The sequence below is a fragment of the Hymenobacter sp. CRA2 genome, assembly GCF_002007105.1.
In the GTDB taxonomy this organism is placed as follows: Bacteria; Bacteroidota; Bacteroidia; order Cytophagales; family Hymenobacteraceae; genus Solirubrum.
This window is the reverse complement of record NZ_MVBC01000004.1, coordinates 14,785-40,728: the sequence shown is the minus strand read 5'-3', so window position 1 is coordinate 40,728 and position 25,944 is coordinate 14,785. Positions and strand designations below refer to the sequence as shown.

General features: G+C 62.5%; 25 protein-coding genes, 2 tRNA genes and 1 pseudogene. 8 read left to right on the top strand and 20 right to left on the bottom strand.

The genetic code is table 11. The annotated features are described in order from the left end of the window. Positions 1-177: 177 nt before the first annotated feature. The 4 genes from B0919_RS08105 to B0919_RS08090 all read right to left on the bottom strand — a co-directional run bounded on the left by B0919_RS08105 (position 178) and on the right by B0919_RS08090 (position 5,105). The gene (locus tag B0919_RS08105) at positions 178-477 is read right to left on the bottom strand and encodes a thioredoxin domain-containing protein (RefSeq protein ID WP_078011738.1); all 300 of its coding nucleotides are present in this window, start codon (positions 475-477) and stop codon (positions 178-180) included. 122 nt (positions 478-599) lie between these two features. Then, positions 600-3,017: an endonuclease MutS2 gene (locus B0919_RS08100; RefSeq protein WP_078011737.1), complete on the bottom strand. Its 2,418-nt coding sequence runs from the start codon at positions 3,015-3,017 to the stop codon at positions 600-602. 235 nt (positions 3,018-3,252) lie between these two features. Continuing rightward, entirely contained in the window at positions 3,253-4,011 is a 759-nt protein-coding gene (locus B0919_RS08095) for a TIGR02757 family protein (protein WP_078012010.1), read from the bottom strand. Positions 4,012-4,076: 65 nt separating this feature from the next. Next, on the bottom strand, positions 4,077-5,105 hold the full coding sequence (locus B0919_RS08090) for a LysM peptidoglycan-binding domain-containing protein (RefSeq protein WP_078011736.1): 1,029 nt from the start codon (positions 5,103-5,105) through the stop codon (positions 4,077-4,079). Between the two features lie 192 nt (positions 5,106-5,297). On the opposite strand from B0919_RS08090, the gene kdsB reads away from it, so the two are divergent. Further along, positions 5,298-6,050, top strand: a complete 753-nt coding sequence (kdsB, locus tag B0919_RS08085) for a 3-deoxy-manno-octulosonate cytidylyltransferase (RefSeq protein ID WP_078011735.1) — start codon at positions 5,298-5,300, stop codon at positions 6,048-6,050. A gap of 7 nt (positions 6,051-6,057) precedes the next feature. Here kdsB and B0919_RS08080 read toward each other — a convergent pair whose 3' ends face one another. The 6 genes from B0919_RS08080 to B0919_RS08055 all read right to left on the bottom strand — a co-directional run bounded on the left by B0919_RS08080 (position 6,058) and on the right by B0919_RS08055 (position 10,187). After that, a complete protein-coding gene (locus tag B0919_RS08080) occupies positions 6,058-7,056 on the bottom strand; it encodes a hypothetical protein (protein WP_078011734.1) in 999 nt (332 codons plus the stop codon). 159 nt (positions 7,057-7,215) lie between these two features. Next, positions 7,216-7,554: a translation initiation factor gene (locus B0919_RS08075; RefSeq protein WP_078011733.1), complete on the bottom strand. Its 339-nt coding sequence runs from the start codon at positions 7,552-7,554 to the stop codon at positions 7,216-7,218. Positions 7,555-7,631: 77 nt separating this feature from the next. Then, complete coding sequence (locus B0919_RS08070) at positions 7,632-8,531, bottom strand: diacylglycerol/lipid kinase family protein (RefSeq protein WP_078011732.1); 900 nt, start codon at positions 8,529-8,531, stop codon at positions 7,632-7,634. A gap of 190 nt (positions 8,532-8,721) precedes the next feature. After that, on the bottom strand, positions 8,722-9,726 hold the full coding sequence (gene gap, locus B0919_RS08065; RefSeq protein WP_078011731.1) for a type I glyceraldehyde-3-phosphate dehydrogenase: 1,005 nt from the start codon (positions 9,724-9,726) through the stop codon (positions 8,722-8,724). Between the two features lie 297 nt (positions 9,727-10,023). After that, positions 10,024-10,095: transfer RNA gene (locus B0919_RS08060), tRNA-Glu, on the bottom strand. Between the two features lie 20 nt (positions 10,096-10,115). Next, positions 10,116-10,187, bottom strand: a tRNA-Glu gene (locus tag B0919_RS08055). A gap of 491 nt (positions 10,188-10,678) precedes the next feature. On the opposite strand from B0919_RS08055, the gene B0919_RS08050 reads away from it, so the two are divergent. Together B0919_RS08050 and B0919_RS08045 are read left to right on the top strand one after the other, a co-directional pair. Continuing rightward, a complete protein-coding gene (locus tag B0919_RS08050; RefSeq protein ID WP_078011730.1) occupies positions 10,679-11,005 on the top strand; it encodes an STAS domain-containing protein in 327 nt (108 codons plus the stop codon). Positions 11,006-11,079: 74 nt separating this feature from the next. Beyond that, on the top strand, positions 11,080-12,891 hold the full coding sequence (locus B0919_RS08045; RefSeq protein WP_078011729.1) for an ABC transporter ATP-binding protein: 1,812 nt from the start codon (positions 11,080-11,082) through the stop codon (positions 12,889-12,891). Here the strand turns inward: B0919_RS08045 and B0919_RS08040 are convergent. After that, positions 12,888-14,957, bottom strand: a complete 2,070-nt coding sequence (locus B0919_RS08040) for a T9SS type A sorting domain-containing protein (RefSeq protein ID WP_078011728.1) — start codon at positions 14,955-14,957, stop codon at positions 12,888-12,890. The genes B0919_RS08045 and B0919_RS08040 overlap by 4 nt on opposite strands. 222 nt (positions 14,958-15,179) lie before the next feature. Here B0919_RS08040 and B0919_RS08035 point away from each other — a divergent pair, with 222 nt between their 5' ends. The 3 genes and pseudogenes from B0919_RS08035 to mutM all read left to right on the top strand — a co-directional run bounded on the left by B0919_RS08035 (position 15,180) and on the right by mutM (position 18,038). Continuing rightward, a complete protein-coding gene (locus B0919_RS08035) occupies positions 15,180-16,058 on the top strand; it encodes a hypothetical protein (RefSeq protein WP_078011727.1) in 879 nt (292 codons plus the stop codon). 126 nt (positions 16,059-16,184) lie between these two features. Next, a pseudogene (locus B0919_RS08030) lies at positions 16,185-17,086 on the top strand (PhzF family phenazine biosynthesis protein). A gap of 136 nt (positions 17,087-17,222) precedes the next feature. Further along, on the top strand, positions 17,223-18,038 hold the full coding sequence (gene mutM / locus B0919_RS08025) for a DNA-formamidopyrimidine glycosylase (protein ID WP_078011726.1): 816 nt from the start codon (positions 17,223-17,225) through the stop codon (positions 18,036-18,038). A 22-nt stretch (positions 18,039-18,060) separates the two neighbouring features. On the opposite strand, the gene B0919_RS24650 is transcribed toward mutM, so the two are convergent. Beyond that, positions 18,061-18,342, bottom strand: coding sequence for a hypothetical protein (locus B0919_RS24650; protein WP_139361988.1), 282 nt, complete (start codon positions 18,340-18,342; stop codon positions 18,061-18,063). Here B0919_RS24650 and B0919_RS08020 point away from each other — a divergent pair. Then, positions 18,341-18,844, top strand: a complete 504-nt coding sequence (locus B0919_RS08020; RefSeq protein WP_078011725.1) for a DUF5004 domain-containing protein — start codon at positions 18,341-18,343, stop codon at positions 18,842-18,844. The two genes, B0919_RS24650 and B0919_RS08020, sit on opposite strands and share 2 nt — an antisense overlap. A gap of 92 nt (positions 18,845-18,936) precedes the next feature. Here the strand turns inward: B0919_RS08020 and B0919_RS08015 are convergent, their stop codons facing one another. From B0919_RS08015 to phhA, 8 genes are all read right to left on the bottom strand, one after another. Next, positions 18,937-19,215, bottom strand: coding sequence for a hypothetical protein (locus tag B0919_RS08015; RefSeq protein WP_139361987.1), 279 nt, complete (start codon positions 19,213-19,215; stop codon positions 18,937-18,939). A gap of 12 nt (positions 19,216-19,227) precedes the next feature. After that, positions 19,228-19,461 (bottom strand): hypothetical protein, encoded by a 234-nt coding sequence (locus tag B0919_RS08010; protein WP_078011723.1) that lies wholly within the window; start codon positions 19,459-19,461, stop codon positions 19,228-19,230. 82 nt (positions 19,462-19,543) lie between these two features. After that, a complete protein-coding gene (locus tag B0919_RS08005; RefSeq protein ID WP_078011722.1) occupies positions 19,544-19,837 on the bottom strand; it encodes a hypothetical protein in 294 nt (97 codons plus the stop codon). A 3-nt stretch (positions 19,838-19,840) separates the two neighbouring features. Beyond that, a complete protein-coding gene (locus B0919_RS08000; RefSeq protein WP_078011721.1) occupies positions 19,841-21,241 on the bottom strand; it encodes a radical SAM protein in 1,401 nt (466 codons plus the stop codon). Positions 21,242-21,366: 125 nt separating this feature from the next. Next, a complete protein-coding gene (locus tag B0919_RS07995; protein ID WP_078011720.1) occupies positions 21,367-22,215 on the bottom strand; it encodes a hypothetical protein in 849 nt (282 codons plus the stop codon). A gap of 35 nt (positions 22,216-22,250) precedes the next feature. Then, a complete protein-coding gene (locus B0919_RS07990; protein WP_078011719.1) occupies positions 22,251-22,793 on the bottom strand; it encodes a hypothetical protein in 543 nt (180 codons plus the stop codon). 170 nt (positions 22,794-22,963) lie between these two features. After that, a complete protein-coding gene (locus B0919_RS07985) occupies positions 22,964-23,752 on the bottom strand; it encodes a prolipoprotein diacylglyceryl transferase (protein WP_078011718.1) in 789 nt (262 codons plus the stop codon). Positions 23,753-23,845: 93 nt separating this feature from the next. Then, positions 23,846-24,592 (bottom strand): phenylalanine 4-monooxygenase, encoded by a 747-nt coding sequence (phhA, locus tag B0919_RS07980; protein ID WP_078011717.1) that lies wholly within the window; start codon positions 24,590-24,592, stop codon positions 23,846-23,848. A gap of 481 nt (positions 24,593-25,073) precedes the next feature. Here phhA and B0919_RS07975 point away from each other — a divergent pair, with 481 nt between their 5' ends. Then, complete coding sequence (locus B0919_RS07975) at positions 25,074-25,895, top strand: helix-turn-helix transcriptional regulator (protein WP_078011716.1); 822 nt, start codon at positions 25,074-25,076, stop codon at positions 25,893-25,895. The last annotated feature ends 49 nt before the right edge of the window (positions 25,896-25,944 follow it).

Sequence of the window (25,944 nt, the reverse complement as noted above, 5' to 3'; positions counted from 1 at the left end):
TTTTGGCGGAGGCCGATGGGTTGTCGTAAGTCCGAGTGGCCGCCAGATTATGCATCACCGGCGCGATATTCTCGGGCACGTCTTCATCCCACTTGTCACCGGAGATAAGGGCTAGTCGAGCTAAGCTGGTATCCACTTTTACGAAGGTCGGCACGGCCTGCACCCCGTACTTCTCGGCTAGCCCTTGGGTATCCTTGTCAATGTTGAGGTAGCATTCTGCAAGGCCGCCTGCACCTGCTTATCAGCCAGCGTTTCCCGGAACCGGCGGCACGGGCCGCACCAGTCCGCATAAAAGTACAGGATGGGCGTCTTGGCCTGGGCAGCCTGCTGCGCTACGAGTGCGGCAAGTGGGTCAAGGCTTGGCTGGGCATAATACTCAATGGTGCTAACGGGTTTGCTGCCAACCAAGTGAGCATCACGGCCGCAGCCCGACAACACGGCAAGGCTAAGGGCTAAAGCGGAAATAATTACGCGCATAAATGATTAAGCAGGGACAATGCTCCGGCCAAATTACGGTACCGGCAGCCGTAAATAAATACTGCGCCGACCAGCGGGGCTGGTCGGCGCAGTAACTAGAAGTAGTGCTTATTAGGAGAGCTTTACTTCAGCACGGCCACCGTCACGCCGTCGCCGCCGCGGTCGGCGTGCTCATCGGCCACGCTCACCACGCTGCGCTGGGAGTGCAGGTAGTCGCGCACCACCTGGCGCAGCACGCCGTTGCCGCGGCCGTGGATAAACTTCAGTTCCGGCACGCCCAGCATCACCGCGTCGTCGACGTAGTTCATGATGCGCTGCAGGGCGTCTTCGGCCCGTTCGCCGCGCAAGTCCAGCGTGGTGCTGAAGCCGGCCATGCGGCCAGTTACATCGAGGCCGGAGCTGGCGCGGGCTTCGGCGGCCGGGGCCTTGCGGGCAGCTTCCTTTTCCCGCTCCCGGATTTCCGAGCGCGTGACTTTTTCGAGCTGCGCTACCTTCACGATGGTTTTCAGCCCGCCAAACAGCACCTCGGCGGTGTTGCCCTTCAGGCTCACCAGTTCACCGTAGCCTTCCTGCCCGATCAGCGCCACTTTATCGCCGGGCTTGAGGGCCTTGGGGTCGGCCACTTCGCGGGTGCCGCGGGGCTTGGGCAGCTCCTGCTTCAGCTCCTTCTGCACGAAGGCATCGAGCTTCTGGCGGGCGGCCTTGGTCTGCTCCTTCTCGGCGCTGGCGGTGCGAATTTCCTGGATAGTGGCCTCGATCTGGGCGTTGGTATCCTTGAGCAGCAGCTTGGCTTTCTGCTTGGCCTCGCGGATAACGTCCAGCCGGGTTTCCTCCAGGTGATTTTTCAGGTCCTGGTATTCCTGGGCCAGCTTTTTCATCCGCCGCTCGTTTTTCTCGGCTTCGGCGGTGCGCTTTTCCAGCTCGGCTTTTTCGGCTTCCAGCTCTTCCAGCAGACGGTCGTAGCGCACTTTTTCCTTGCCCACCAGCTGGGAGGCGCGCTCCACGATGTTCTTGGGCAAGCCGATTTTGCGGGCAATTTCCAAGGCGAAAGACGAGCCTGGCTTGCCCGTTTCGAGGCGGTAGAGCGGCTGCAAGTGCTTCGGGTCGTAGCGCATGGCGCCGTTGACGAGGCCCGGGGTGCGCTCGGCGAGGTTCTTCAGGTTGGTGTAGTGGGTGGTGATGACGCCGAAGGCCCGCACGCGGTTCAGCTCCGACAGCACCGCTTCGGCAATGGCGCCGCCGAGCACGGGCTCGGTGCCGGTACCGAATTCGTCGATGAGCACGAGGCTGCGCTTGTTGGCCAGCAGCAAAAACTGCTTCATGTGCGTCAGGTGCGAGGAGTACGTGCTCAGGTCGTTCTCCAGGCTCTGCTCGTCGCCGATGTCGAGGAAGATGTCGTCGAACACGCCAGCTTCGGAGTCCTCGCGCACCGGAATAAGCAGGCCGCACTGCAGCATGTACTGCACCAGGCCCACCGTTTTCAGTGCCACCGACTTACCACCGGCGTTCGGCCCCGAAATGACCAGCACGCGTGCCTCGGGGTTCAGCTCCAAGTCCAGGGGCACGACTTCGCGGCCCTGCTCCTTGAAGTTCAGGTAGAGCAGCGGGTGCCGGGCCTGCTGCCACTTCACCAACGGGCGGGCGCCCAGCTTGGGCAGCACGGCTTCGAGCTGCTGGGCAAAGCGGGCTTTGGCGCGGATGAAGTCCAGGAGGCCAAGGAACTGGTAAGCACGGCGCAAATCCGGGATGTGGGGACGCAGCTGATCGGTAAGACTGATCAGGATGCGCACCAGCTCGCGGTGCCAGGCGTTTTCCAGGTCCTTGATGTCGTTGTTGAGCTCGAACACCGCTTCCGGCTCGATATACACCGTCTGGCCCGTGGCTGATTCGTCGTGAATCAGGCCACGCACGCGACGCTTGTGCTCGGCCAGCACCGGCAGCACCAAGCGGCCCCCACGAATGGTGGGTTCGGCACCTTCGGGAGTCCAGCCTTCGGAGCGGGCACGGCGTAGCACGTCGGCAATCTGCCGGCGCAGGATGCCCTGGCGGTTGATGAGCTCCTGGCGCAGCTGCCGCAGCAAGGGCGAGGCGTCGTCGCGCACGTGGCCGTCGTCGTCCACCACTTTGTCCAGCGAAACCAGCAGGTTGCGGTCGGCCTGCACGCCGATGCCGAGCAGGCGCAGCGTGGGGTACAGCCCCTCGGGCGCCTGCACGAAGAACGTAAGGGCCTCGCGGATGGTCCGCAGGGACATTTTCAGCTCGTAGAACGCAGCTACTTCCAGGAAGGCCCCGGGCAGCTGGGCGCGCAGCAGGTGCGGGCCGGCGTCGTGGTAGTATTGGCTGGGAAAATCGGCGCCGCTGCTCAGCAGCTGGCGGAATTCGTCGGTTTGGAGCAGGAGTTTTTTCAGCTCGTCGGCGCGGGGCTGAAATTGCATCTTCTGCACGTATTGGCGGCCCAGGGCGCTCAGGCACAGCTCGGTGAGCCGCTCACGCACTTGTTGGAAGCCGATTTTCTGCTCGAAGGTGTTGGGGTAAATCAAAAGGTATTGGGAACTGAGTAGTCGGTAGTCAGACAATGCGGCCGGCCCGAATGCACGTGCCAGCCTTCCTTAACAGCCGCGCGGGCCGAAAGATTCAGGCAAAGCTATACGAAGGGGGTGGAAGCCCGGCTAATCAGCGTCATTAACTTATAGTTGATAGCTAACGTCCCTTGCATTCTACCTGTAGCATTTGCCGTGGCATCTTAGGGCGGCGCCTAGCTCAATGGCACCAGCCTTAAAACTTCTCGTCAATACCCAGCCCAAACAAGGCAAAATCGTACTTCACCGGGTCCTGCGGGTCGAACTCGCGCAGCGCGCCGGTTAGCTCCGTGGCGGCTTGCCAGTCAGTTTGCTTGCGGGTGAGCAGGCCCAGGCGCCGGGCCACGCGCTCCACGTGCACGTCGAGGGGGCACACCAGCTCGGCGGGCGACAGGCGCGTCCAGAGGCCGAAGTCCACGCCGCGGGTGTCGGGGCGCACCATCCAGCGCAGGTACATATTCACGCGCTTGCAGGCCGAGTTGCGGGCGGGCGTGGCCACGTGCTTGCGGGTGCGCTCGGGCGCATCGGGTAGACTAAAGAATAGGTTGTGGAAGTTTTCGAGCCGCTGGCGCTGCGTGGTGCCGTTCAGAAACGCTTCCTCCAGCGTGTCGTGCTGCCGGTAGTACCACTGCAGCCAGTGGATAAAATAGAGCAGATCGGTGTCGCAGAAAGTGCGGTGGCAGAAGCGCTCCAGGCGCCGCAGGTCGTCGTCCTGGTGGTGGAGCACGAACTCGTACGGGGCGTTATCCATGCGCGCCAGCAGTTCGTCGCCTTTCTTGAGGATGATGCTGCGCTTGCCCCAGGCCAGCAGGGCCGCAAACAAGCCGCTGATTTCGATGTCCTGCCGCTTGGTAAACCGGTGGGGCAGGCTGATGGGGTCCGGCGCAATGAAAGTGGGCTGGTCGTACCGGTGGTACCGGTCATCGAGCAGGGCTTGGAGCTGGTCGTGGGTCACGCGAAAGGCAAAAAAGAAGCCCGACAAAGGTCGGGCTTCCGGAGCATTTGTACAGCCAGGAGCCGTTATTCGGATAAGTAGGACGTCTCGACGCGGAAGCGCTGATCCGGCGTGCCGAGCATGGTGGCCGCGTTTCGGGAGAGGCGGATCAGCACGTTGGCGTTGTCGCCGGTATCGGGCAGCTTGCCGATGACGCGCACGTACACGTCGCGGCCGTTCATGATGTTGAGCACCCGAATGATGGTGCCTACCTGCGCGGTTTTGTGCAGGGCCAAATATTTATCGGAACGCCCGCCCTCAATGACGGCAGCCACACCGCTTTCCTTCACCTTACGCATCACTTCGCTAGCGCGGGTCGGGCCGGTATCTTCCTCGGCCGTGGCGGTAGCAGCAACGGGGCTGGAGGCTGGTTCCTTGGCGGTTTCGGCGTCCTTGGTTTTGGCCGCTTCCCGCTCCTTTTCGCGTTCCGCTTCGCGCTGTTTGGTTTCCTTTTCGGCCTCGTCGTCGCGCTCGGGGCGGGCGGTGGGCGGGGCGGGCTTGGGAGCCGCGGCTACCGGCTCGGCGGCGTTACCGCCCGCGGCCGGCACGATGATCAGCGTTTGCCCTACGCGCACGCCGCCGTCGGCGGGCAGGCGGTTGTAGCGCTGCAGCGTGGCCGGAGCCACGCCAAATTTGCGCGAAATGGCAAACAGCGTCTGGCCGGGCTGCACCTTGTAGACTTTGTTACCGGCGGCATCGATGGCGAGACCCTTGGTAGCAGCCGGCGCAGCGGCCGCCGCTTTGGGTGCAGCGTTGGATGCGCCAGTACCGGCCGGTAACACCGCCCGCACGCGCGGCACCAGCACAATCTGGCCCGAAACCAGAGCGCCTTTGATGCTGGGGTTGGCGGCCATGATTTGCTCCACCGATACTTTGTAGCGGCGGGCCAGCCCGTAGAGCGTTTCGCCGGCCACTACGCGGTGGCGCACGTAGGTCTTGTCTTGCTGCACCACCACGCCGATGGAATCGGGCGGGGTGTGGCGGTGGTGGGCACCAGCAACGACGGGCAACAACAGAAAAAGGAAAGCGGAAACAGGCTGCGAAAAACGGGGCATACGGGAAGGGCGTACGGCAAGTAGCGCGGGCGTCGCTCGACGGGGTTGGGCCTGCCAACCACTGCGCTACATTGCCGAAAGATACGGAAAGTTGCCTGCGACGCGGGATTTTGGCCAGCATCGTGCCAATTTTGCCCGACTAAATCCAACCATTTCCCGGCCCGCCAATTGGCGCGCGCTTTTCCCTCCCCGATGTACAGCATTGCCATCATCCCGGCCCGCTACAGCTCTACCCGCCTGCCGGGCAAGCCCCTGATTGACCTCGGCGGCAAAACCATGATTCAGCGCGTGGTGGAGCAGGCCCAACAAGCTTCCCTCGACCGGGTGGTAGTGGCCACCGACGACGAGCGAATCCTGCACCACGTGCTTGACTTCGGCGCCGAGGCCGTGCTCACCCACCCCAACCACCCCAGCGGCACCGACCGGGTGTGGGACGCCTATCACCAGCTTGGGCAAACGGCCGACTGCGTGGTCAACATCCAAGGCGACGAGCCGTTTATCCAGGCCGGGCAGATCGACGCCCTGCTGGCCCTGTTTGCCGACGAAGCAACCCAGATCGGCACCTTGGTCAAGCCCGTGCTTAGCCAGGAGGAGCTGCTCAGCCCGCACCTGCCCAAGGTGGTGCTCGATGCCCAGGGCCGGGCGCTGTACTTCAGCCGTCACCCCATCCCCTACCTGCGCCAGTATCCGTCCATCGACTGGCTGCAGCACCACCGCTTTCTGCGCCACATCGGGCTGTATGCCTACCGCCCGGCCGTGCTGCAGCAGCTCACCCAGCTGGCTCCGGCTCCGCTGGAAATCGGCGAGTCGCTGGAGCAGCTGCGCTGGCTTACGCACGGCTTCAGCATCCACACGGCCGAAACCTCGGTGGAAACCATCGGCATCGACACGCCCGAGGATGTAAAACGGGCCCTGGCGTACCTGACCAACCGCGGTAACGGCTAGCCGGCACCTAGATGGCCGGCGCGGCTACGCGGATGGTTTTGGCCACGCGCACAAACTGCTTCATCCGCTCCAGCGGCTGGTCGTAGGCCCGGCCGTCGAACACGATGATGCCCTGGGGTGTGCTCATCAGCAGCACCAGGGCCTTGCCTTCCTTGCCGGTGTTGCGAAAGGTCAGGACGTTTTCGTAGGCGTAGTGCCCGTTCCTCTGCGTGTTGGCCTCCTGCACATTGTCGACCTGCGTGTACGTCCGGTATTCCCGAATCAAGGACAGCGCCATGTCCTGCACGTGGGTTCTGTTTGAATCGGGTGGCAGCACCGTTACGCGGAATAGAGTCTTGTGCCCGCTGTCAGCAGCGGCCGCGTGGCTGCTGCCCGGCACGTACACCGTCCAGCGGCCGTTGCGGGTCACCCGCGCGAAATCGGTGTCTTGTACATCGAGCTGAAAGCGGCCGGCCAGGTCCTCGTCCGCCACGCGCAGCTTGGGGTCGTAGCTGGCTGTCAGCAGAGTTTTCTGGATCATGGCGCGGGCGCTGGGTAGCAGCGAGGGATATACGCCGAAGAGCAAAGTCACGCGGCTGCTGTCGCCGAAGGCCAGCAGGGCCGATTCCAGGCCGGGCAGCTGCCCGTGCGGCTGGGTCAGAAACACGGCGGGGTGGCCGTTGAAAGTGGTCCGCTGCAGCGCGTCGGCGGGCAAATCCTCGCGGGTAGCCAGTTCCCGTCCCAGCTGGCCCAGGTAGTAGTCGAAGGTCATCCCGAGCAGCTCCCGCACTTCCACGAACTGCAACGCATCGAGGCGCAGCATGTGCTTGTCGGCATCCACTTTGAACTCGGGCGGGGCGGCCAGCAGCATGTGCGTGCCCGGAATGCGCCGGTGCTCCGCCGTGCTGTGCGTGGTAATGGTCAGCGGCACTTTTACCGCCTCGTGGGACTGACAGCCGCTGCCCGTCAGAGCGCCCAACAGGGCTAGAGCGGCCACCGTACGGGTAGCCCGATCAAACAAGTTCATCGACGCCTATTATCAGCCTAAGACACTAATGATCAACTGGTAAACAAACAAAGCTGCGTGACGCTAATGGCATCTGCCTACTAGCTGTCTGTGTTGGCTCTAGCTGTTCCTATTTGCCCGGGCAGATGGTTTTATTTCCTACAGCAGGCAGTGTCGGGATTAGCCGCCGGCTTTTTTGGCTTTGTAGCCAAGCTTGAGCAGTTCCGCCAGCACCTTTTCCCGGAAGTCGCCCTGAATCAGGATTTCGCCGTCTTTGGCATTACCGCCTACCCCGCACTTGGTCTTCAGCGTCTTGCCCAGCGCCTGCAGGTCCTCGTCGCGGCCCACGAAGCCGGTCACCAGTGTTACCTGCTTGCCGCCGCGCTGCTTCTTATCGAGCTGCACGCGCAATTGCTGTTGCTGGGGCGGCAGCGTAGTGGCTTCCGCGCCGTCGTTGTTCTGGTATTCGAAGTCGGGGTTGGTAGAGTACACCACGCCCGTGCGGTTTTGCTTGCTCATTGGTTGAAGGGCTACACGATTAAGGGGCTAAATGGCTAATCGTTTCCGAACAGCCCGCCAGTTAGCCGTCTGGCAATTTACTTAAACGCCTCTCCCACTACCACCGGCAGGGCCAGCGGCTCGATAACGACCTGTACATCGGTGGCTTCGCCGGCAAAATCCCCGTCGAGGTGAAAGCCCAGCGGCTGCTGCGTGCGCACGCGCACGGTGCGGGTGGTGTGGTAGGTGGCAGCGCCGGAGTTGGGCAGGTCGCCGGCGGCCAGGCCGTAGGCCACGCGCAGCGCCCGGCCCAGGGGCATACTATCAATCAGGCAGAGGTCCAGCAGCCCGTCGCGGATGTCGGCCAGCGGGGCAATGTAGGCGTTGTTGCCGTACTGCGCGGCGTTGGCAAAAGCCAGCACGTAGCAATTGGAACGCAGGTGCTGCCCGTTCAGCTCGATGTCCACGGGCGTGGGGCGGTAGCGACCGTACTCCCGCAGGGCCACGCGCACGTAAGTAGCCAGCCCGCGCGTGCCTGCTTCAGCAAAGCAGCGGCTCACGTGCGCATCGAACCCCAGCCCGGCGGTGCAGAAAAACGGCCGGCCGTTCAGCCGCCCTACGTCGATGGGCAGCACCCGCGGCTGCCGCAGCAAATCGACGGCCGCGGCGGCCAGTAGCGGAATGCCCAGGTGCCGCGCCAGGCCGTTGCCGGAGCCACGGGGCAGCACCGCCATGGCCGCGCCCGTGCCCAGCAGGCCCCGCCCTACTTCGTTCACGGTACCGTCGCCACCCACGGCCACCACAATGCCGAAGCCCTGCGCCGCGGCCGTGCGGGCCAGATCCTCAGCGTGCCCGGCGTATTCGGTAGGCCACACTTCGTAGTGCAGCCCGTAGCTCTTGCCCAGGCGCTGGTGCAGGAGGCCAGGGAGGTCGAAGCGCCGGTTGGTGCCCGAAATGGGGTTAAAAATGAAACACAGGCGGGAATAGTCGGGCGTCATAGCACGGCAAAGATAGACCGCAGACGCCGACGGATAAACGAATGGACGCTAAGGATACGGGTGCCGCTTACTTTGGCCAACGACCGATGGTATTACCGTCGTCTGGCACTATCTGCGCTTGCCGTACGCGCACAAAAAAGCCAGCCCCGCCGAAACGGGGCTGGCTTTTCAAAACTCAAGCAGATGAAGCTTACTTCACCATGTTGCCCAGCTTCTCAATCAGGTCGGCGGTGCGGGTCGAGTAGCCGGTTTCGTTGTCGTACCAGCCTACTACTTTCACCAGCGTACCGTTGGCCGAGGTCAGCTCCGAGTCGAAGATGCACGAGTGCGGGTTGCCCACGATGTCGATGCTCACCAGCGGATCCGTCGAGTACTCGAGGATACCTTTCAGCGGGCCTTCGGCGGCCTTTTGCATCACCTCGTTGATCTGCTGCTTGGTTACTTCCTGCTTCAGGATAACCGTCAGGTCGGTGGTCGAGCCGTCCGGAATCGGCACGCGCATGGCCACGCCATCCAGTTTGCCCTTCAAGTGGGGCAGCACCAGGCCCACGGCCTTGGCAGCGCCCGTCGAGGTCGGGATGATGCTGTAGGCAGCGGCGCGGGCGCGGCGCAGGTCTTTGTGCGGCGCGTCCTGCAGGTTCTGGTCGGAGGTGTAGGCGTGCACCGTGGTGATGTAGCCTTTCTCGATGCCGAAAGCGTCATCCAGCACCTTGGCCATGGGGGCCAGGCAGTTGGTGGTGCACGAGGCGTTCGACAGGATGGTCTCGTCGCCGGTCAGGATGTCTTCGTTCACGCCCAGTACCACGGTGGGGATGTTGCCGGTAGCCGGCGCCGAAATCACCACTTTCTTGGCACCGGCAGTCAGGTGCTGGCCCGCGCCGGCTTCGTCGGTGAAGCGGCCGGTCGATTCCAGCACTACGTCCACGCCCATGTCGCCCCAGGGCAGCAGCTTCGGGTCGCGCTCAGCGAGGGCGGCGATGCGCTGGCCGTTCACGGTCAGGCTGTTCTCGTCGTAGGTAACGGTGCCGTCGAAACGACCGTGTACCGAGTCGTACTTCAGCAGGTGAGCCAGCGTTTTATTATCCGTCAGGTCATTGATGGCCACAACTTCCACGTTGGGGCGGCTCAGCAGCGACTTGAACGTCAGGCGGCCAATGCGGCCGAAGCCGTTGATGGCAACTTTGATTTTAGCCATAAGGGGAAAAGAAAACGGGTTAGCGGCCCCAACACTCCGGGCCATTGGAGGAGAATGCGCGGGCGAAGGTACACGGCTCAGGGACAAATGCCAACACCGGCCTGCAATGCCCGGCTCGCCCGCGGCAAGCTTGCTACCAACCGCCGACAGCGCCGATGGTTCTATGCCGCGCAGGCTTTATTAGCGGGGCTGCGTTTCAAGATTCCTCCGGCTTAGCCGTGGCCCCACGCAGCCAAGAGCCCAATGAGCATAAACGCGAAACGCCTTCGGGGTTTCCGAAGGCGTTTCGCATTGTTGTAGTCCGTAGGGGAATCGAACCCCTGTTGGCAGAATGAAAATCTGCAGTCCTAACCCCTAGACGAACGGACCAGGTTCAAACGACAGCGAAGTAGTCCGTAGGGGAATCGAACCCCTGTTGGCAGAATGAAAATCTGCAGTCCTAACCCCTAGACGAACGGACCAGATTAGTCGCTTTCGCGTTACCGTTGTCGTTTGATGGTGCAAAGATAGCTGAAGCATCATTCAGCGCAATACACTAGGCTAAAAAAAGTCCTTCTAACTGAAAATTCCGCTGATTTTCAGGCGGAAATTTTTCTACGCCGATGGCGCCTCCCCTCTTCATTGGGCTGGCTAGCTCGGCCCGAAGCAAAAAAAGCGGGCTGCCTGTCTCGACGTAGCACCACACCTGAAGCTACGTCAGTTGCCGCATTTGACAGGCAGCCCACTGAGGCAAAGTAACGCCGGCCTCTTCCAGCTTACTGTTGGGCATATACTGATTTTGCCGGGCGTACAAATACTGATTTTGCCAACCCCATCAGGCGGCGTCGTACGGTGGAGCTTGGTGCGGTCAGTGGGGCTGCCGAGCCGGCTAGCCGAGCCCTTCACTTTTTGCGTTGCTGCACGTATGAGAGGTTGCCGTAGCGCCCGCTACGGGCCCGTTCTCTGCATTCCCATGGACGTTTACCACGAAATCCTCCCCGACCGCTACGTGCTGCTGCTGGCCGATAGCCCTGCTCCCTCGGCTGGCACGGCGGCCGATACCCTGGCCCGCTGCCTGCTGCAAGCCTGCCGCAGCGGCAAAACCAGCGTCTGGATTGACTGCAGCCGCCTGCATCACCTGCCCACCGCCGCCCGCGACCTGCTGATGCGCTACCAGAAACGCCTGGGCCGCCGCTCGATGCGGCTAGTGTTTAGCCCGGCTTCGGCGGCCGTGCAGCAGGCCTTTGCCGATGTAGCTCCGGAGGCTCGCCCGGAAATGGCCGATGAAGAGCCAGCGTAAGCCCTTAACCGGAGCAAAAACATCTTGCGGCATGGGTGGTTATTCGGGGTCTGCTCTCCCCTTCCTACCCCTTCATGAAACTGCTGTTCGGCTACCTACGCCAGTACTGGGGGTTGTTGGCGCTGGCCTTGCTGCTGGCCGCCATCAACCAGATTTTCTCTCTGCTGGACCCTTATATCTTCCGGCAGATTATCGACCGGCACGTTACGCCGGCGCTTAGCAGCACGCTGCGCCCGAGCTTTGCCCAGTTTCTGGCCGGCGGCGCGGGTATCCTGATTCTGCAGGCCATGGGCGTGGCCATGGTGTCGCGCATTGCCAAGAACTTTCAGGATTACTTCGTCAACGTCATCACGCAGCGGCTGGGCGCGCAGATGTACTCCGACGGGCTGAGCCACTCGCTGGATTTGCCCTACCAGGTCTTTGAAGACCAGCGCAGCGGCGAAACGCTGGGCAAGCTGCAGAAGGTGCGCTCCGACGTGGAGAAGCTCATCCAGAACTTCGTCAACGTCCTTTTCACCTCCGTGGTGGGCATCATCTTCGTGATGTGGTACGCCCTGAAGGTGTACTGGCCCATTGCGCCGGCGTACTTCCTGACCATCCCGATTCTGGGCATTGTCAGCTCCCTGCTGAGCAAGAAAATCAAGGTGGTGCAGAAGACCATCGTGGCCGAAACCACGGCGCTAGCCGGCTCGACCACGGAAAGCCTGCGCAACATCGAGCTGGTGAAGAGCCTGGGGCTGGCGCAGCAGGAAACCGAGCGCCTGAATGCCACCACGGGGCGCATTCTGCAGCTGGAACTGAAGAAGGTGCGCTATATCCGCTCGTTGTCGTTCGTGCAGGGCACTTTCGTGAACACGCTCCGCAGCGGCATCCTGTTGCTGCTGCTGTTTCTGGTGGTGCAGCACCGCATTTCGATGGGCGACTTTTTCTCGCTGTTCATTTACTCCTTCGCCATCTTTGGGCCGCTGCAGGAGCTGGGCAACATCATCAACATCTACCGCGAAACGGAAGCCTCGCTGGCTAACTTCCAGCAGATTCTGGCCACGCCGCGCGACGTAAAGCCGGCCGCCCCAAAAGCCATCGGTGAGCTGCGCACCTTGGAATTTGACGACGTGCACTTCCGCCATCTCACGGCGAATACGGCCGCCCTGGACGGTATTTCGTTCCGCACGGAGCTGGGCCAGACGGTGGCCTTCGTGGGGCCGTCGGGCTCGGGCAAGACGACGCTGGTCAAGCTGCTGGTGGGCCTGTACCCGCCCGCGCAGGGCCAGATCCTCTACAACGACGTGCCCGGCGCGGCGCTGGACCTCGACGCCCTGCGCGAGCAGATCGGCTTCGTGACGCAGGACCCGCAGTTGTTTGCCGGCTCCATCCGCGACAACCTGCGCTTCGTGGCCCCGCAGGCGACGGACGAGGAATGCCTGCGCGCCCTGCACGAGGCGGCAGCCGATTCGCTGTTGCGCCGGGCACCGCAGGGGCTGGATACGGTCATCGGCGAAGGCGGCGTGAAGGTATCGGGCGGCGAAAAGCAGCGCCTGAGCATTGCCCGCGCCCTGCTGCGGCGCCCTACGCTGCTGGTATTTGATGAGGCTACTTCCGCCTTGGATTCGCTCACGGAGGAAGAAATCAGCCGGACGGTGCGCGACCTGTCGGCCACGCGGCGCCACCTTACCATCCTCATTGCCCACCGCCTGAGCACCATTCTGCACGCCGACTGCATCTACGTGCTGGAGCGCGGCCGTATTGTGGAAGCCGGCCGCCACGACGAGTTGTTGGCGCGCAAAGGATTGTACTACGCCATGTGGCGCCAGCAGATTGGCGAGCGGCACCGCCCGGCTACGCTGGCAACCAACGGAGCTTCGCAGACTGCCAAACAGCCGGTTTAGTGCTGCACCAGCACCCGGCTGCGCAGCACCTGCCCGCCGGCCGTGCGCCACTGTAACAGGTAAAGGCCGTTGCGCAGATCGGCAACGGGCACCTCTACGGCCGTGGTGGTAGCTGGCAGGCGCAGCTCGCGTACCCGGCGGCCGGCGGCATCCGTCAGCGTCAGCTGTAGCGAGCCGGCCTGTTCGGTGGCTGGCCCGCGCACGCTCAGTACGTCGGCTACGGGGTTGGGGAAGGTCTGTAGCTCCAGCAGCGCCACGGCTCCGGTCACGGCTACCGCGTCGGAGAAATACTCGCGCCCATCGGCATCGGCCTGCCGCAGGCGGTAATACCGCGTTTGGCCAGCAGCCAGGGGGCGTGAGTCGAGGGCTTCGTAGCTGCGGCGTGCGGTACTGTTGCCGGCGGCGGGTACGCGCGTTACGTCCTGCCACGCGGCTTCGGCGGGAGCGTCGGCGGCCTGCACGGCGAAGTAGGCGCTGCCCGTTTCGGTGGCCGTAGTCCAGCTCAGGCGTACGCCAGGCAGGGCCGACTCGTAGCGGCCCGCGAAGCCGACCAACTCGACGGGCAGCACCACGTTCAGCAGCTGAATCAGCGCCTCGCCGCAGGGATTGAGGCTGTTCAGGCTGAAATCGATGACGGCCAGGCTGCCGGGAATGTCGCTGTCGGCGCTGAGCGTGCGCGCCAGCTGCCCGTTGGCAATAGCGTAGTGCATCACGGCCGTGGGGCGGATGATGTGGCCTAGCTGGTGAGCGTGGCCCTGTTCGTGCAGCGCCACGCTCTCGAAGTCGTACTGGGCGGAGGTAGGCGCCTGCGGCCCGAAGTTCCAGTTGACGCCACCGGAACCCGCATTGGGGCGGGCAAAATTGAAGTCGATTTCGGAGACCTTCCAAAACGCCGGGCCGCTGCCACCCGGAATGCAGCCTTGGTAGTAGGAAGTCGTACGCCCCAGCACGTTGGTCGGCAAGGTAGCGCCAGCGTCAAAGCGGACGATGTTGGTGCCATCGTTGCTGATTACACTGTTGGTAGCCAGCGCACCGATGCGCATGGGCAGGCGTGTGGCCGCGTTCCAGCTGTTGAGGGCCCGCTCGAAAGCGCCCCGCGCGGCCGTGTTGGCGGCAAAGTCGGCGTCGTAGTTCAGCGTATAGCCGCCCTGCCCGTCGTCATTCACCAAACGGGCTCGCGCGGGAGGCGTATCGATGTTGCTGTAAGCATAAACAACGGCCAGCGCGCTGGGACTAGTGGTAGTTGCGGCAGCGTCGGTTGTGACCCGAAAGGCGCCCGAGCCGGCACCGGAAGGCACCCGCACTTGAATCTGGGTATCGGCCCACAGCACGTAATCGGTGCTGTTGGCTGCTATGTAGGACGAACCACCCGCGTCGGCGTTGGGAAATTCTACCCGCCCGGCCCCGCGCGTGGCCCCAAAACCGGAGCCGTTGATGGTAAGCACAGCGCCGGTACCGGCCGGCAGGCTGGCGGGCAAAAAGCCATTGATAACGGGCGCGTTGGCGCGTGCGGCTACCGGGGCGGCATCCAGCGAGGCGTTGGCCTTTAGCTGCCGGCCGGCCCGGCCCGTCGCCCGCTCCACGGCCGGGTACAACTCATTCTCGATGGAGCGGTACTTGCCAAACGGATCGGCGGCGGTACGGTCGCCGGTATCGTAGCGAATCAGCCCCTGCGGGCCCGCCACCAGCCGGAAGGCGCTGCGGTCCGGCCCGACCGGGTCGGGCTCGAGCAGGAACAGCCCTTGCTGCCCAACGGCCAGATTAGCTGTAGCAGATACTACTTCGCGCCGCAGCCCCAGAGTACCGCCGGGCTCCGTCACTTGCACGCCGGCGGGTAGCTGCCCGCTGAAGACCTTGTATACTTCCAGCCGGTTGAGGGTAAAAATGTTGCCGCCAGCATTTTCCACGACCTGCTGCGCCGTTACGCGGGCTTCGACCACCAGCGTAGCAGCGGCCGTGCGCTGGGCCAGCGGCAAGGGCACCAACATGCAGGCTTCCTGGGCCTGAGCCGCAAGGCCGCCCAATACGCACATCATTAACAAGGCAAGTTGCGTAAGCTGCTTCATGAAGCTGGGCGTTGGATTTGTCCGCGAAAAACCGGCCGTTTGGCTTGCGGTAAAGCTGCAACAAGTCAGCGCACAGCAGAATTCCCCTCGACAAATCGAGGCGGCATTTAAACGAAAAACACGCCTTCCGGCGTTATACTAATAGCTTCTGCCAGCAAGCTTGCGTTGCCAAACTTGGCAGTAAAATTGCGTATCAGTACTCCGAACCAAAAGGATTTTTTCATGAACCACCCCCGCATCTTTCGCCGCTTGCTGGCTAGTTTGCTCCTCACCCTGGGGCTGCTGACGGGCGGTTCGGCCATGGCTGCTCAGCCGGCTCCGCAGCGCGACGTGCTGCGTGAAATCACGAACGTAGTGGGCCTGAAGCCCCGCTTTGAGCTGCGTGCCACCACCGAAGTCGACAACGCTGCGGCCGTCGTGTACGGCGGCAAGCGCTACCTTTTATATAACCCCAACTTTGTGGCAGCCGTGAACCGCGCCGGCCACACCGACTGGGCCGGCATCAGCATTCTGGCGCACGAGATGGGCCACCACCTGAACGGCCACACCCTGCAGGGCGGCGGCTCTAACCCCGCCGATGAGCTGGAAGCCGATGAGTTTTCGGGCTTTGTGCTACGCAAGATGGGCGCCAGTCTGGCCGAATCTCAGACGGCCTTGGCCGTCGTGTCGCAGGACTACGACTCGCGCACGCACCCGGGCCGCCCCACGCGGCTGGCCGCCATCGGCCGGGGCTGGCAGCAGGCCAACCAGCAGATTCTGACCAGCAACACCAGTGCCGTGCCTTCGGCGCAGCCGCTGGCCATTACGCCCCGCCCCATGCAGGCGCAGCCGGCCTCGCAGAGCAACATCAGCATTGTGGGCAAGCTCACCTTCCGCGACAGCCCCAATCAGCCGCTGTACGTGACCAAGGGCCTGAACGTGGTGCGCATGGACCGCAACGACCGCACGGCCGCGGTGGTAGGCCGCCTGACTCCTTCCGGCAGCTCCGATTTCCCGTTTGTGCTCATCGACGGGCAGCAGCGCCGCCTGTACGTGAGTGCCCAAGGCGGCATCTATAACCCGCAAGGTCAGCAGATTGGCCGCCTGACCGACCCCTCGTAACGGCCTACCCTTCGCTTTCAAAGCCCGCTCCGATTCCCCGGGGCGGGCTTTTTATTTGGCTTAGCAGCCGAAATCGGCGCCGTATGGAGGGCAGCGGCGTTATTTGCGGCGTCATTCTACTGCTCTATGCCTCGTTCCTACCCGTTTCTTCTCGTCGATGCTTTCACTACCGAGCCGCTCGGTGGCAACCCCTGTGCCGTAGTGCTGGAGGCCGACGACTTGGCACCGGAGCAGATGCAGCGGCTGGCGCGCGAGTTCAACCAGTCGGAAAGGGCCTTTGTGCGGCGGGCCAGCAGGGCGGCACCGTGGCCGTGCGCTACTTCACGCCGGCCGAGGAAATTCCCCTGGCCGGCCACCCCACCATTGCCACAGCGGTGGCCCTGGTACACGCGGGCGTGGTGTCGCTGCAGGGCGGCCCGCAGCAGCTGTCGTTTGAATTATTGGAAGGCCCGATCAGCGTAGCCATTGCGCCGGGCACTGACGGGCAGCCGCTGCAAGTGACCATGACGCAGCGCCGGCCGGTGTTTGGCCATCTGCACGAGCCCGCGGCGGTGCTGCCTCTGTTTGGCCTGACACTGGACGACTTATTGCCCGGTGCGCCCATCCAAACGGTAAGCACGGGCACGCCGCAGCTGATGGTCTTGCTGCGCGACCACGCCGCTTTGCGCCGGGCACAGGCCCCAGAAGCCGCGGCGTACACCCGCTACCGCGCCGCCAGCGACTTTTTCAGCCCGCACCTATTCTGCCTGGGCGGCGCCACGCCGCTGGGCAGCACCTTTGCCCGCCATTTCGGCACGCCGCCTGACATTCTGGAAGACCCGGTAACGGGCTCTGCTACCGGCGCCATGGCAGCTTATCTGCACCATCACGGGTATCTGACGGCCACCACCTACGTAGCCGAACAAGGCCACTGGCTGGGTCGGCCTGGCGCGGTGCAGGTGAACGTGCAGAGCCAGAACGGCATCGTGGAGCAAGTGCAGATAGGTGGCACCGGCGTGGTACTGGTAGAAGGGCGGCTGACGGTATAGGCAACGGCCCTACGGGAACGTTTGGCTGGCAGTTGGGTTTTGCTCTACGGCTGAGCTTGGCCGCGCGGTTGGGCAGCTTTGTATGCAGTAGCCCAGCGCTGCCCAGCGGCGCCCTGTCACCTTTATCTTTCCTCTCGTGCCCGAGTTACCCGAAGTCGAAACCTACCGCCGCTTTCTCGACGACCTGCTGCTTCATCAGGTCATTGTGCAGTTTGAAGTACTGGATGCTCACGTGCTGGCCGAGCCAGAAGCCCGCCTGCGCGCGGCCGTGGTGGGTGCTACTGTGACGGCCACGCGCCGCCTCGGCAAGAATTGTTTTCTGGAGTTGTCCTCAGGCCAGGTGCTGGCCCTGCACTTTGGCATGACCGGCGACGTGGGCGCCTACCGCGACGACCACGACCGGCCGCGTTTTACCCGCGTGGCTTTGCATCTGGCCGACGGCCTGCGCGTGGCGTTCATCGATCCGCGCAAGTTTGGGCGCATCCGCCTGGCCGATAGCGTGGCGGTGTTTCAGCAGCAAAAGAAACTGGGCCCCGACGCGCTGGCGCTGACGCCGGAGCAACTAGCTGCAGCACTGGCCCGCAGGAAAACACTCATCAAGCCGTTGTTGCTCGACCAACGGCTCACCGCCGGCCTCGGCAACTGGATAGTAGATGAAGTGCTGTTTCAGGCCGGCCTGCACCCCGAGCGGGTGGCCTGCTCGCTTACGCCCGCGGAGGTCGGGCACCTGCACGCGGCTATCGGGCTAGTGCTAACGACGGCCATCGAACAGGAGGCCAATTACCGCCACTTCCCGACCTCCTTTATTATACATGCCCGGGAGTGGGATACATACCCGGTGACGGGCTCGGAGGCCTACAAGCTCTGCCCAAACGACCAAGAGCCAATTGTAAAAAAGTATGTCGGTGGACGCGCTACGTACTTCTGTCCCATTTGCCAGAAAGAGGAATAGCTCCTATCACTACAAACCACAGCTAACTAAAAGCCGCTCTGCGCATTGCGTAAGCGGCTTTTGCATTTTCTCCACAATCAAAAGTACAATATAAAATTGTATTGAATTTTCCGAGGTTAATGTTTGAATTATTGACTTTTTCCGCGATAATCCGAACCATACCTAGTAGTTTAGCATTGTGACGCCAACGCAGGGCTAGCCACCTTAGCCTCAGACGTGAAGTTGGATTGTGTACTGAAAGACAAAAAACGCCAAATCGGGCGAGTTGCCCGAGTTCTTCACCAAACCCCTTACCTGTTTTCATGAAGAAACTGCCCGTTTACCTGAGCCTGGCGCTGACCCTAGTTGGTCTGGCATCGTGTGAGAAAGAGTTGGAAGATGTAGCGAAGCCGACGGCCGCAGCCGCCGCGCAGCAGGCCCAGCAGACGCCGCAGCAACTGCTTACCGGCAGCCAGTGGCACCTGACCGATTTGTCCACTTCGAGCAAAGCCGAGGGCGCTGCCGAAGCCACTACCGTTAGCTTGTTCGCCCGCCTGAAATCCACGCAGCGCGACAACCTGACCCAATTTACCACCGACGGCCGCTACGTGCAGGACGAGGGTGCTACCAAAGCCACTGCCGACCAGCCCCAGCAGCTGTCCGGCTCTTACCAGCTGAGTGAAGATGGCAAGTCCCTGACGGTGAAGCTGCCTTCCTACGAGCGTACTTACTCGGTAGAAGAACTCTCTGCCAACTCGCTGCGCCTCAAGTTCAGCGAAGGCGAAGGTGCTGCCGCCGTCACCTACGTGACGACGTTCGCGCACTAAGCATTCCACGTTTTTCCAAGTCCTGCTGGCTCCACCCAGCAGGTGACGCCCGGCTGCTTTGCAGTCGGGCGTTTTGCTTTGTATACAACAGATTAATACAGGGTTACGCCAACCAACGCGCAGGACCCGGGCCCAATAAGGAGCACCAGCAAAGCACTCAACCAATACCCCGCAGCCTTACCCTGCGTCTGGCCAAAAGAGTCCAGCAGCCCAAGCGTGGCATTGGCCAGCGCCTGCAGCAGAATCTGCAAGCCAAAGAAAGCCAGACTGGCCCCACCGCTTAGCTTGGCAAACGCCCCGAACACCACGGCCCCAGCCAGCAGCATGAGCAGATTTTGGCGCAGAATACGGCGGTTGACTGGTGAAAGCATAGTGTAGACTTGCTAGTGGACATTCGGGCGCGACAGGGAAAAGCTGCACATTCCCAGCCCGATAACAAGAATCAGGATAGTGGACAGCAGCAAGGCCTGAAAGTAAGGCCGGCAACGCGGCAGCAGAAACATGCTCACGAACAGAGCCACTCCATTGAGCAGCCACAGCGGCACCAACAACAGGAACAACACCATTGCCGCGTCGCCGGCCGGCACGTTGGCGTAGTACGCCAAGGCCGCCTTCACCAGGATCAGCAGCAGGTTGAGGCAATAATGCTGGCTGTGGGATGCTTCATAAAGCGTAAGCGGCTGAAGAGCTGCGCGCTGTTCAGTTCATGGGCCCGAGGTGAAAGTGCGTGGCACAGTCGCCGAAGCCAATGAGGAACACCAGCAGCGCGGCCACGGCGTAGGCCAATCCTTGCCGCCAGCGCCCGGTTACCAGCATAACGAAGAAGCACACGGCATCGAGGACTGCGATGAGCACCAGCACGAAGAAAATAGTGGTGCGCTCCGGGTCGTCGAACAACAGCTGCCGCCCGACGTGAATCAGCAATACCAGAATCAGGTGCACCAGCAGCACCCGGCCAAAGTAGTTACGCGGCGGCGAAGGCGTGGGCTGCATGGGCTAGAGCACGGGAATGTCGCGCAGCATTTCCAGCTGCTCCTGCTTGGGTTGGTCGCGGTAGAAGATGTTCATGGTTTCGAAGGGGATGATCTTGTTGTCCTTCGAGACGATGTGCACGCAGGACTTCTTCACGGCGCGCACGTCGAAGTTCCAAGCGTCCATGAACTGCAGAATGATGACGCGGAACAGGTTTTCGTAGCGCAGGGTGGGCGCCTGCACCAGTGGCAGGCAGCACAGCAGCTGGTTGAGCTCCGGCGTAACAGTATCGACGGTGTTGGCCGTGCTGAACATGCGCATCAGGTGACCCTGCAGGCGCGGGTCGCGCTCAAACACGATGGTATTGCGCGAGTTCTGCAGCAGCTCAGCGGGCTTGATATAGCGCGTAAGCGGGTATACTTCGCCGTCGAGCTTGAGGGCGTAGGCCATGGCCAGCGCATCGGGGTTGCAGGGTACAGGCAGCAGGTCGTCGGCCGAAAACACCGGGCTTTGCTCCAGAATGGCCGTGCGCACGTCGGTGAGCGAAAACCGGTCGGTGACGGGGTCGAAGTGGTCGAGGCGGCCGGCCGCTTGGGTGGGCTGGAAGGTGACACCGCGCACGCACTTTTGCTGCAGCGCAAAGTCGATGATCTGGCCGACTTCGTCGTCGTTGAGCCCTTTCTGCAGCGTAGCCACCAGCGTGGTGCTCAGGTTGTACTTGTTCAGGTGTTCCAGAGCCTGGAGCCGCACCGCGCGCAGGTCGCGGCCGCGCATCTGGCGCAGGGCCTCTTCCTTAAACGAATCGAACTGCAGGTACACCTCGAAGGCCGGCATGTAGGTAGCCAGCCGGGCCACGAATTCTTCGTCCTTGGCCAGGCGCACGCCGTTGGTATTTACCATCAAGTGCTTGATGGGCTTGCGCTTGCACATGTCGAGAATTTCCCAGAACTGCGGGTGCAAGGTGGGCTCCCCACCGCTGATCTGCACCACGTCCGGCTCGCCCTCGTTGGCCACCAAGGTGTCAATCATCTGCTCTACTTCCTCCAGGGTGCGGTGCCGGCCGTTGGTGGGGCTGCTTTCGGCGTAGCAGGTGGGGCAGGTCAGGTTGCAGCGGTCGGTGATTTCCACCACGGTAAGGCAGCTATGCTGTTCGTGGTCGGCACACAGACCGCAGTCGTAGGGGCAGCCATAATGAGTGGCTGTGTTGAAGCGCCGCGGCACCTCGCTTTGCTTGACGTAGTTGCGAATCTGCTTGTAGTACTCCACGTCGGAGGCGATGAGCACCTTCTGCCGGCCGTGCTCGGGGCAGCGCTTGAGCATGTATACCGCGTCGTCCTGAAAGACAATTTTGGCTTCTACGCGACGCAGGCAGTGCGGGCACAGGCTCAGGGTGAAGTCGTAGTAGGTATAGGGGCGTTCGGGCATGATGCGGCAGAAGTAGATCGGCGGAAAGCTGGACCGGCCGCAACCTAGCAACTTTCCGCGGCCTACGAAATGCCTGCCGGCTCTGGACGCTACAGGCGCCGCCGATACAAGGCGAGTCTGAGCGCTCAGGGCTGCTGGCGCAATGGGCGCACCACGCGGCCCTCGAATAGCTTCTCGTACCGCCGGCTCAGGGCCCTCAGCAGCCGCCAGTCGTCGATGTTAGGCGTGCCGCGAAAAGTCACATTTAGCAGCTTCAGATAGCATTTGTCGGGTTTGCTGGCCAGAGTATACACCTGGAAGCGGATATTGGCCAACGTATCATGCGCTTCGGGCAGCCAACGGCTAAGCGCCACGTTGTCGACTTGGTAGTAGCGCAGCACAGCCGGGTGGTCGGCCACGGTATCCTGCTTGTATACCGCCGGGTAGCCCATTTGCGCCAGTCGGGCCAACAACTGCTTCTGACTCATTTTCAGGGCGTAGGTTTCGTCGATAAGCACCGAACCACTCGGTGCGGAAGCATATGGCAGGCTGGTTGCGCTGAAGGCAACAACCGCCACCAGCCCTACTACGGCCCGGCTCAGCTGCAGCCAGCCTGCGGGCCACGCCGGCCCCGCCCTCCTTCGGCTAATCAGCTGCTGCGCGGCCGGCAGCACAAGCAGTGCTACATAGTCCGAATAGTCGATGGTACGCTGCAACGGCAAGCCTGTGCACGCGCGGAAGGCTTCGATAAGGGGCGTGACGGCCGGTGTTTTCCACAGCAGAAAAGCTAGCCCGGTGAGCGGCACGGCTACCCGTTGAGCAGCCGGCACTACGTAGGCGACGAATACGGGAAAGATGAGCAGCCCGGCCACATCGGAGAGCTTGCCGGTGATGAGCCCGGGAAAGGCAGCTTTCCCGTACCCGTCGTTCAGCAAGAGCACGGCCAAACCAAGCAGAAAGGCGGGCTGCACCAACAGGTTCTTATCACGCTGCACGTCTCGTCAGGGTTTGCGCCTACATCTTCACTGGGTTACTTCTGCTGCGGCAGCACGATTTCGCGGCTCAGGCTGGGCACCAGGCGGCGCACCGTTTCCCAGTCCTTGCCCGCCGTATCGAGGAAGGCCCAATGCTGCCCGTCGTCGGTAGATACGGCCAGCAGCGTTGACTGCGCGGTGCGGGTATCCTTGGCGAGCTGAAACTCGGTGGTCTGCGGCACGGTGCACTGCAGCTGCCGGTCGACGCTCACGATGCGCGAAGGCGTGCCGTGGGTGACTTTATTGACCTTGCCGCCCTGTGTGGTCATTTCCTCCATGCCTTTGCGCAGCTGTTGGGCCAGCACGTCGGGGCCGCCGGCCAGGCGCACCACGTCGGGGTGCATGAAGTCGGCAAAGGTTTCGAAATCGGCCTGCATAAAGGCCTGCTCCATGGCCGTTACCTGCGCTTCGAGGTTGGCGCGGCGCACGTTGTCGGGCAACGGCTTGCTTTGGCCGAAGCTCAGCGCGGACCAAAAGCAGAGCACGAGCACCAAGCCGCGCGCGGTAAAGGTGGCGGCAGGCAGCGAAACGAACTTCATACAACGACGATAAGGTTGGCGGAAAGGCCCCGGACGAGCTTGGGGCCGCCGCAAGCTACGGCCTTTTCCGGTCTTGAGGCTAGTGGTAAAATAGCTCGCCCAGACTGCTTTGGCTGATCCAGGCGCAGCATCCAGGAAAATAACGGCGCATGGACATGGCGCCCACAGGGTCATTCCATTCCGGCTACGGGGCGGGCAGCAGGCTCGCCGCGCTGCGGCGTCCGTGCTTCCCGGCCCCACAGCCACGCATAGTAGCCCAGCCCGGCCACGCAGGCCCATTGAATGCTAGTGAGCAGTAGCCCGGGCAGCGGCGGCGCGGGCTTGATGAACTCAATCAGCAGGCGAAACAGCAGGTACGAGACCAGAAACAGGCGGAAGCGCCAGCCATCGGGCAAGGGCCGGCGGCGCTCCAGCAGCCAGAGCGCGGCCCCGAGCAGCAGCCAGAACAGGATTTCGTAGAGGTTGGTGGGGTGGCGCGGCACACCGTCGCCGAGGTCCATGGCCCAGGGCAGCTGGCTGGGCGTGCCGTAGGTGCCGTCTTCGAGGCCCGAGAGGAAGCAGCCGATGCGCCCCAGCACCATACCGAGGATGAGCGGATACACCATCAAATCACCCGACGAGGCCGTGACGCCAAGACGCTTCTTGGTCAACTCCACACCGATGAGCCCGCCCAGAAAGCCGCCGACTATGGTCTTGTTGGTGAAATAATACAGCGGGCCGCCGGGCGGGTGCAACAGCTCCTGCGGGTGCTCCAGCAGCCCCAGCACCCGCGACCCAAGCAAGGCCCCGGCAGCGGCGCCGATGAAAATCCAGAGCCGGTTATCGGTACTGATGGCGTCGGAGGTATGACGGCGCAAATAGCTGTAAAAGCGGTAGCCCAGCGAATACGCCAGCACTTCGAACAGCAAGTGCGCCGGTAGCGCGATGGGGCCTAAGGAAAGCTGAACGGGAAACGTCACGGCAACTCAATAAAAAAACGGCGGCGGGAAGATAGTCAGGCTCGCGCCTGCTATTGCCCACCGCCGTTCGCGCGGAATGCCTACCCCGGCTGCTTACGCCAGCTCCGCCACTAGCGGCGCCTCGCGCAACTGGCGCTGCACCTCGGGCAGGGTAGCGTAGAGCTGCTCCAGCGAGTCGACCACGAAGTAATCGGTCTGGAACACGTCCTTGCGAAACGCGGTAGCCAGCACGCCCACCGGGCTGAAGCTGTGCCGCCGCGGCTCGGCGCTGAGGCTGTAGCGCGTTTCGCCGGCCGAGGACAGGATGCCCGCACCGTAGATGCGCGCCTCGCCGCTGCCCGCGTCGCGGATGAGGCCAAACTCCACCGTAAACCAGTAGAGGCGCGCCAGCAGCTCCACGGCGGCAGGGTTGGAGGCGTGCAACGAACCTACGTGCCCTAGCTGGTGCAGGAAGCGGCTGAAGGAGGCGTTGGTGAGCAGCGGCACATGGCCGAACACGTCGTGAAACATGTCGGGCTCTTCGAGGTAGTCCAGCTCGGAGAGCTTGCGCAGCCAGGTAGTCGCCGGAAACTTGCGGGCAGCGAGCAGACCGAAAAACACCGCGTCGTCCACGATGCCGGGCACGGGCACGATTTCCCAGCCGGTGAGGCGGCGCAGTACCTGGTTGGTTTGGCGGAAATCCGGAATCACGTCGGCCGTGAAGCCGATGCGGGCCAGGCCTTCCATAAACTCGGGCGCGGCGCGGCCAGGCAAGGCCTGGAGCTGGCGCTCAAACAGAAGCTTCCATACGTGGCGGTCTTCGTCGGTGTACTGGTCGTAGTGTTGTTGGAGGGTCGTCATAGCTGACAAGAGGTTGGGGAAGCGTGAAAAACAAAAAGCCCCTCTCCGGCTATCGGAGAGGGGCGGGTATGAAGCGGTTCCTGGTGAGACGTTACATCGTCTGCTTCCGGGGTGCCGTCGCGCATACACGACCACTGCCGAAGCCGGTGGGCTGGCAGGGACGGTAATAATAATACTGCGACTGGCAGAGGTGAAGCATACGGCAAAGATGCAAAAGTTTGGGAACATCCAAGCTTTTGGTTAAATTTTATTTCAACCACTTACCGGGCTTCCGCCCAGGCCTGATGCGCAGTTGCCCCGCTGGTTGTCTTCGCGCGGGGCGTTGCGTTTTTCTTTGCGCTGCTACGTGTAGTTGGCTCCTGCAACTACAGCGGCAGGGCGGGCATGCCGCGACAACAGCCGCTATCCGACGGCTGAGCAACTGCCTTAGCGACTGGATTATCGGCTACTTTTAGGAGGCACTTCTAGTCCGGTTCGCGTTATGAGCCCTACCTACTACCCCGTTCATCCGTGCCTGCGCGCTGCCGTGAGCCATATTATGACCGTGGACGTACACCCTCCCGGCCCAGCTTACAGCCGGAGTGCGCCGTTTCCGCCCACTCCCCAGCACAGCCTCAATTTCTACCCCGGCGACGCTACCCGCAGCCGCGTCGGCAACGAGGCGTTTGCGGACCTGCCGGCCTGCGTCATCATCGGCCCGCAAACCACCAAGGTGGAGTTGGCCATGGGAGCCCACCACCGGTTCGTAACCGTGGCGTTTCATCCCGGCGGGCTGTTTCGGCTGCTGGGCTTGCCCATGCCGGAGCTGCTCGACCGCCCGCTCGACGCAACCGATGTGCTGGGCCGCGAAATACGCCAGGTGAATGAGCAACTGCAGGAGGCGCGGCATTCGCTGGCCCTGAAAAACATCGTGGAAGGCTACTTGCTGCGCAAACTTGGGCAGCACGCGGCCAGTCCCTTGGAACGCAGCATCCGGCGCATGCTCCAGGGCAACCCGACGGATACCATCGAAAAAATAGCCGACCTGTCCTGCCTCAGCCTGCGGCAGTTTGAGCGCCGAAGCCGGGAAGTCTTGGGCTACTCGCCCAAGTTCTTTGCGCGGGTCATTCGCTTCTCCCAGGCCTACCGCCTGAAAGTGCGTCAGCCCCACAGCACCTGGACTTCCATCAGCCACCAGTGCGGGTATTACGACCAGATGCACCTGATCCGGGATTTCAAGGAGTTTGCAGGCACCACTCCTAAGCTCATCACGCGGGAAATTCTGGCGGCGCCGCTGACGCTGCAGGATGATCTGCGGATTTAGAAGTCGTCGTTTTTATACTATTTCTCTGCTTACGGGGCCAGTAGCTTCG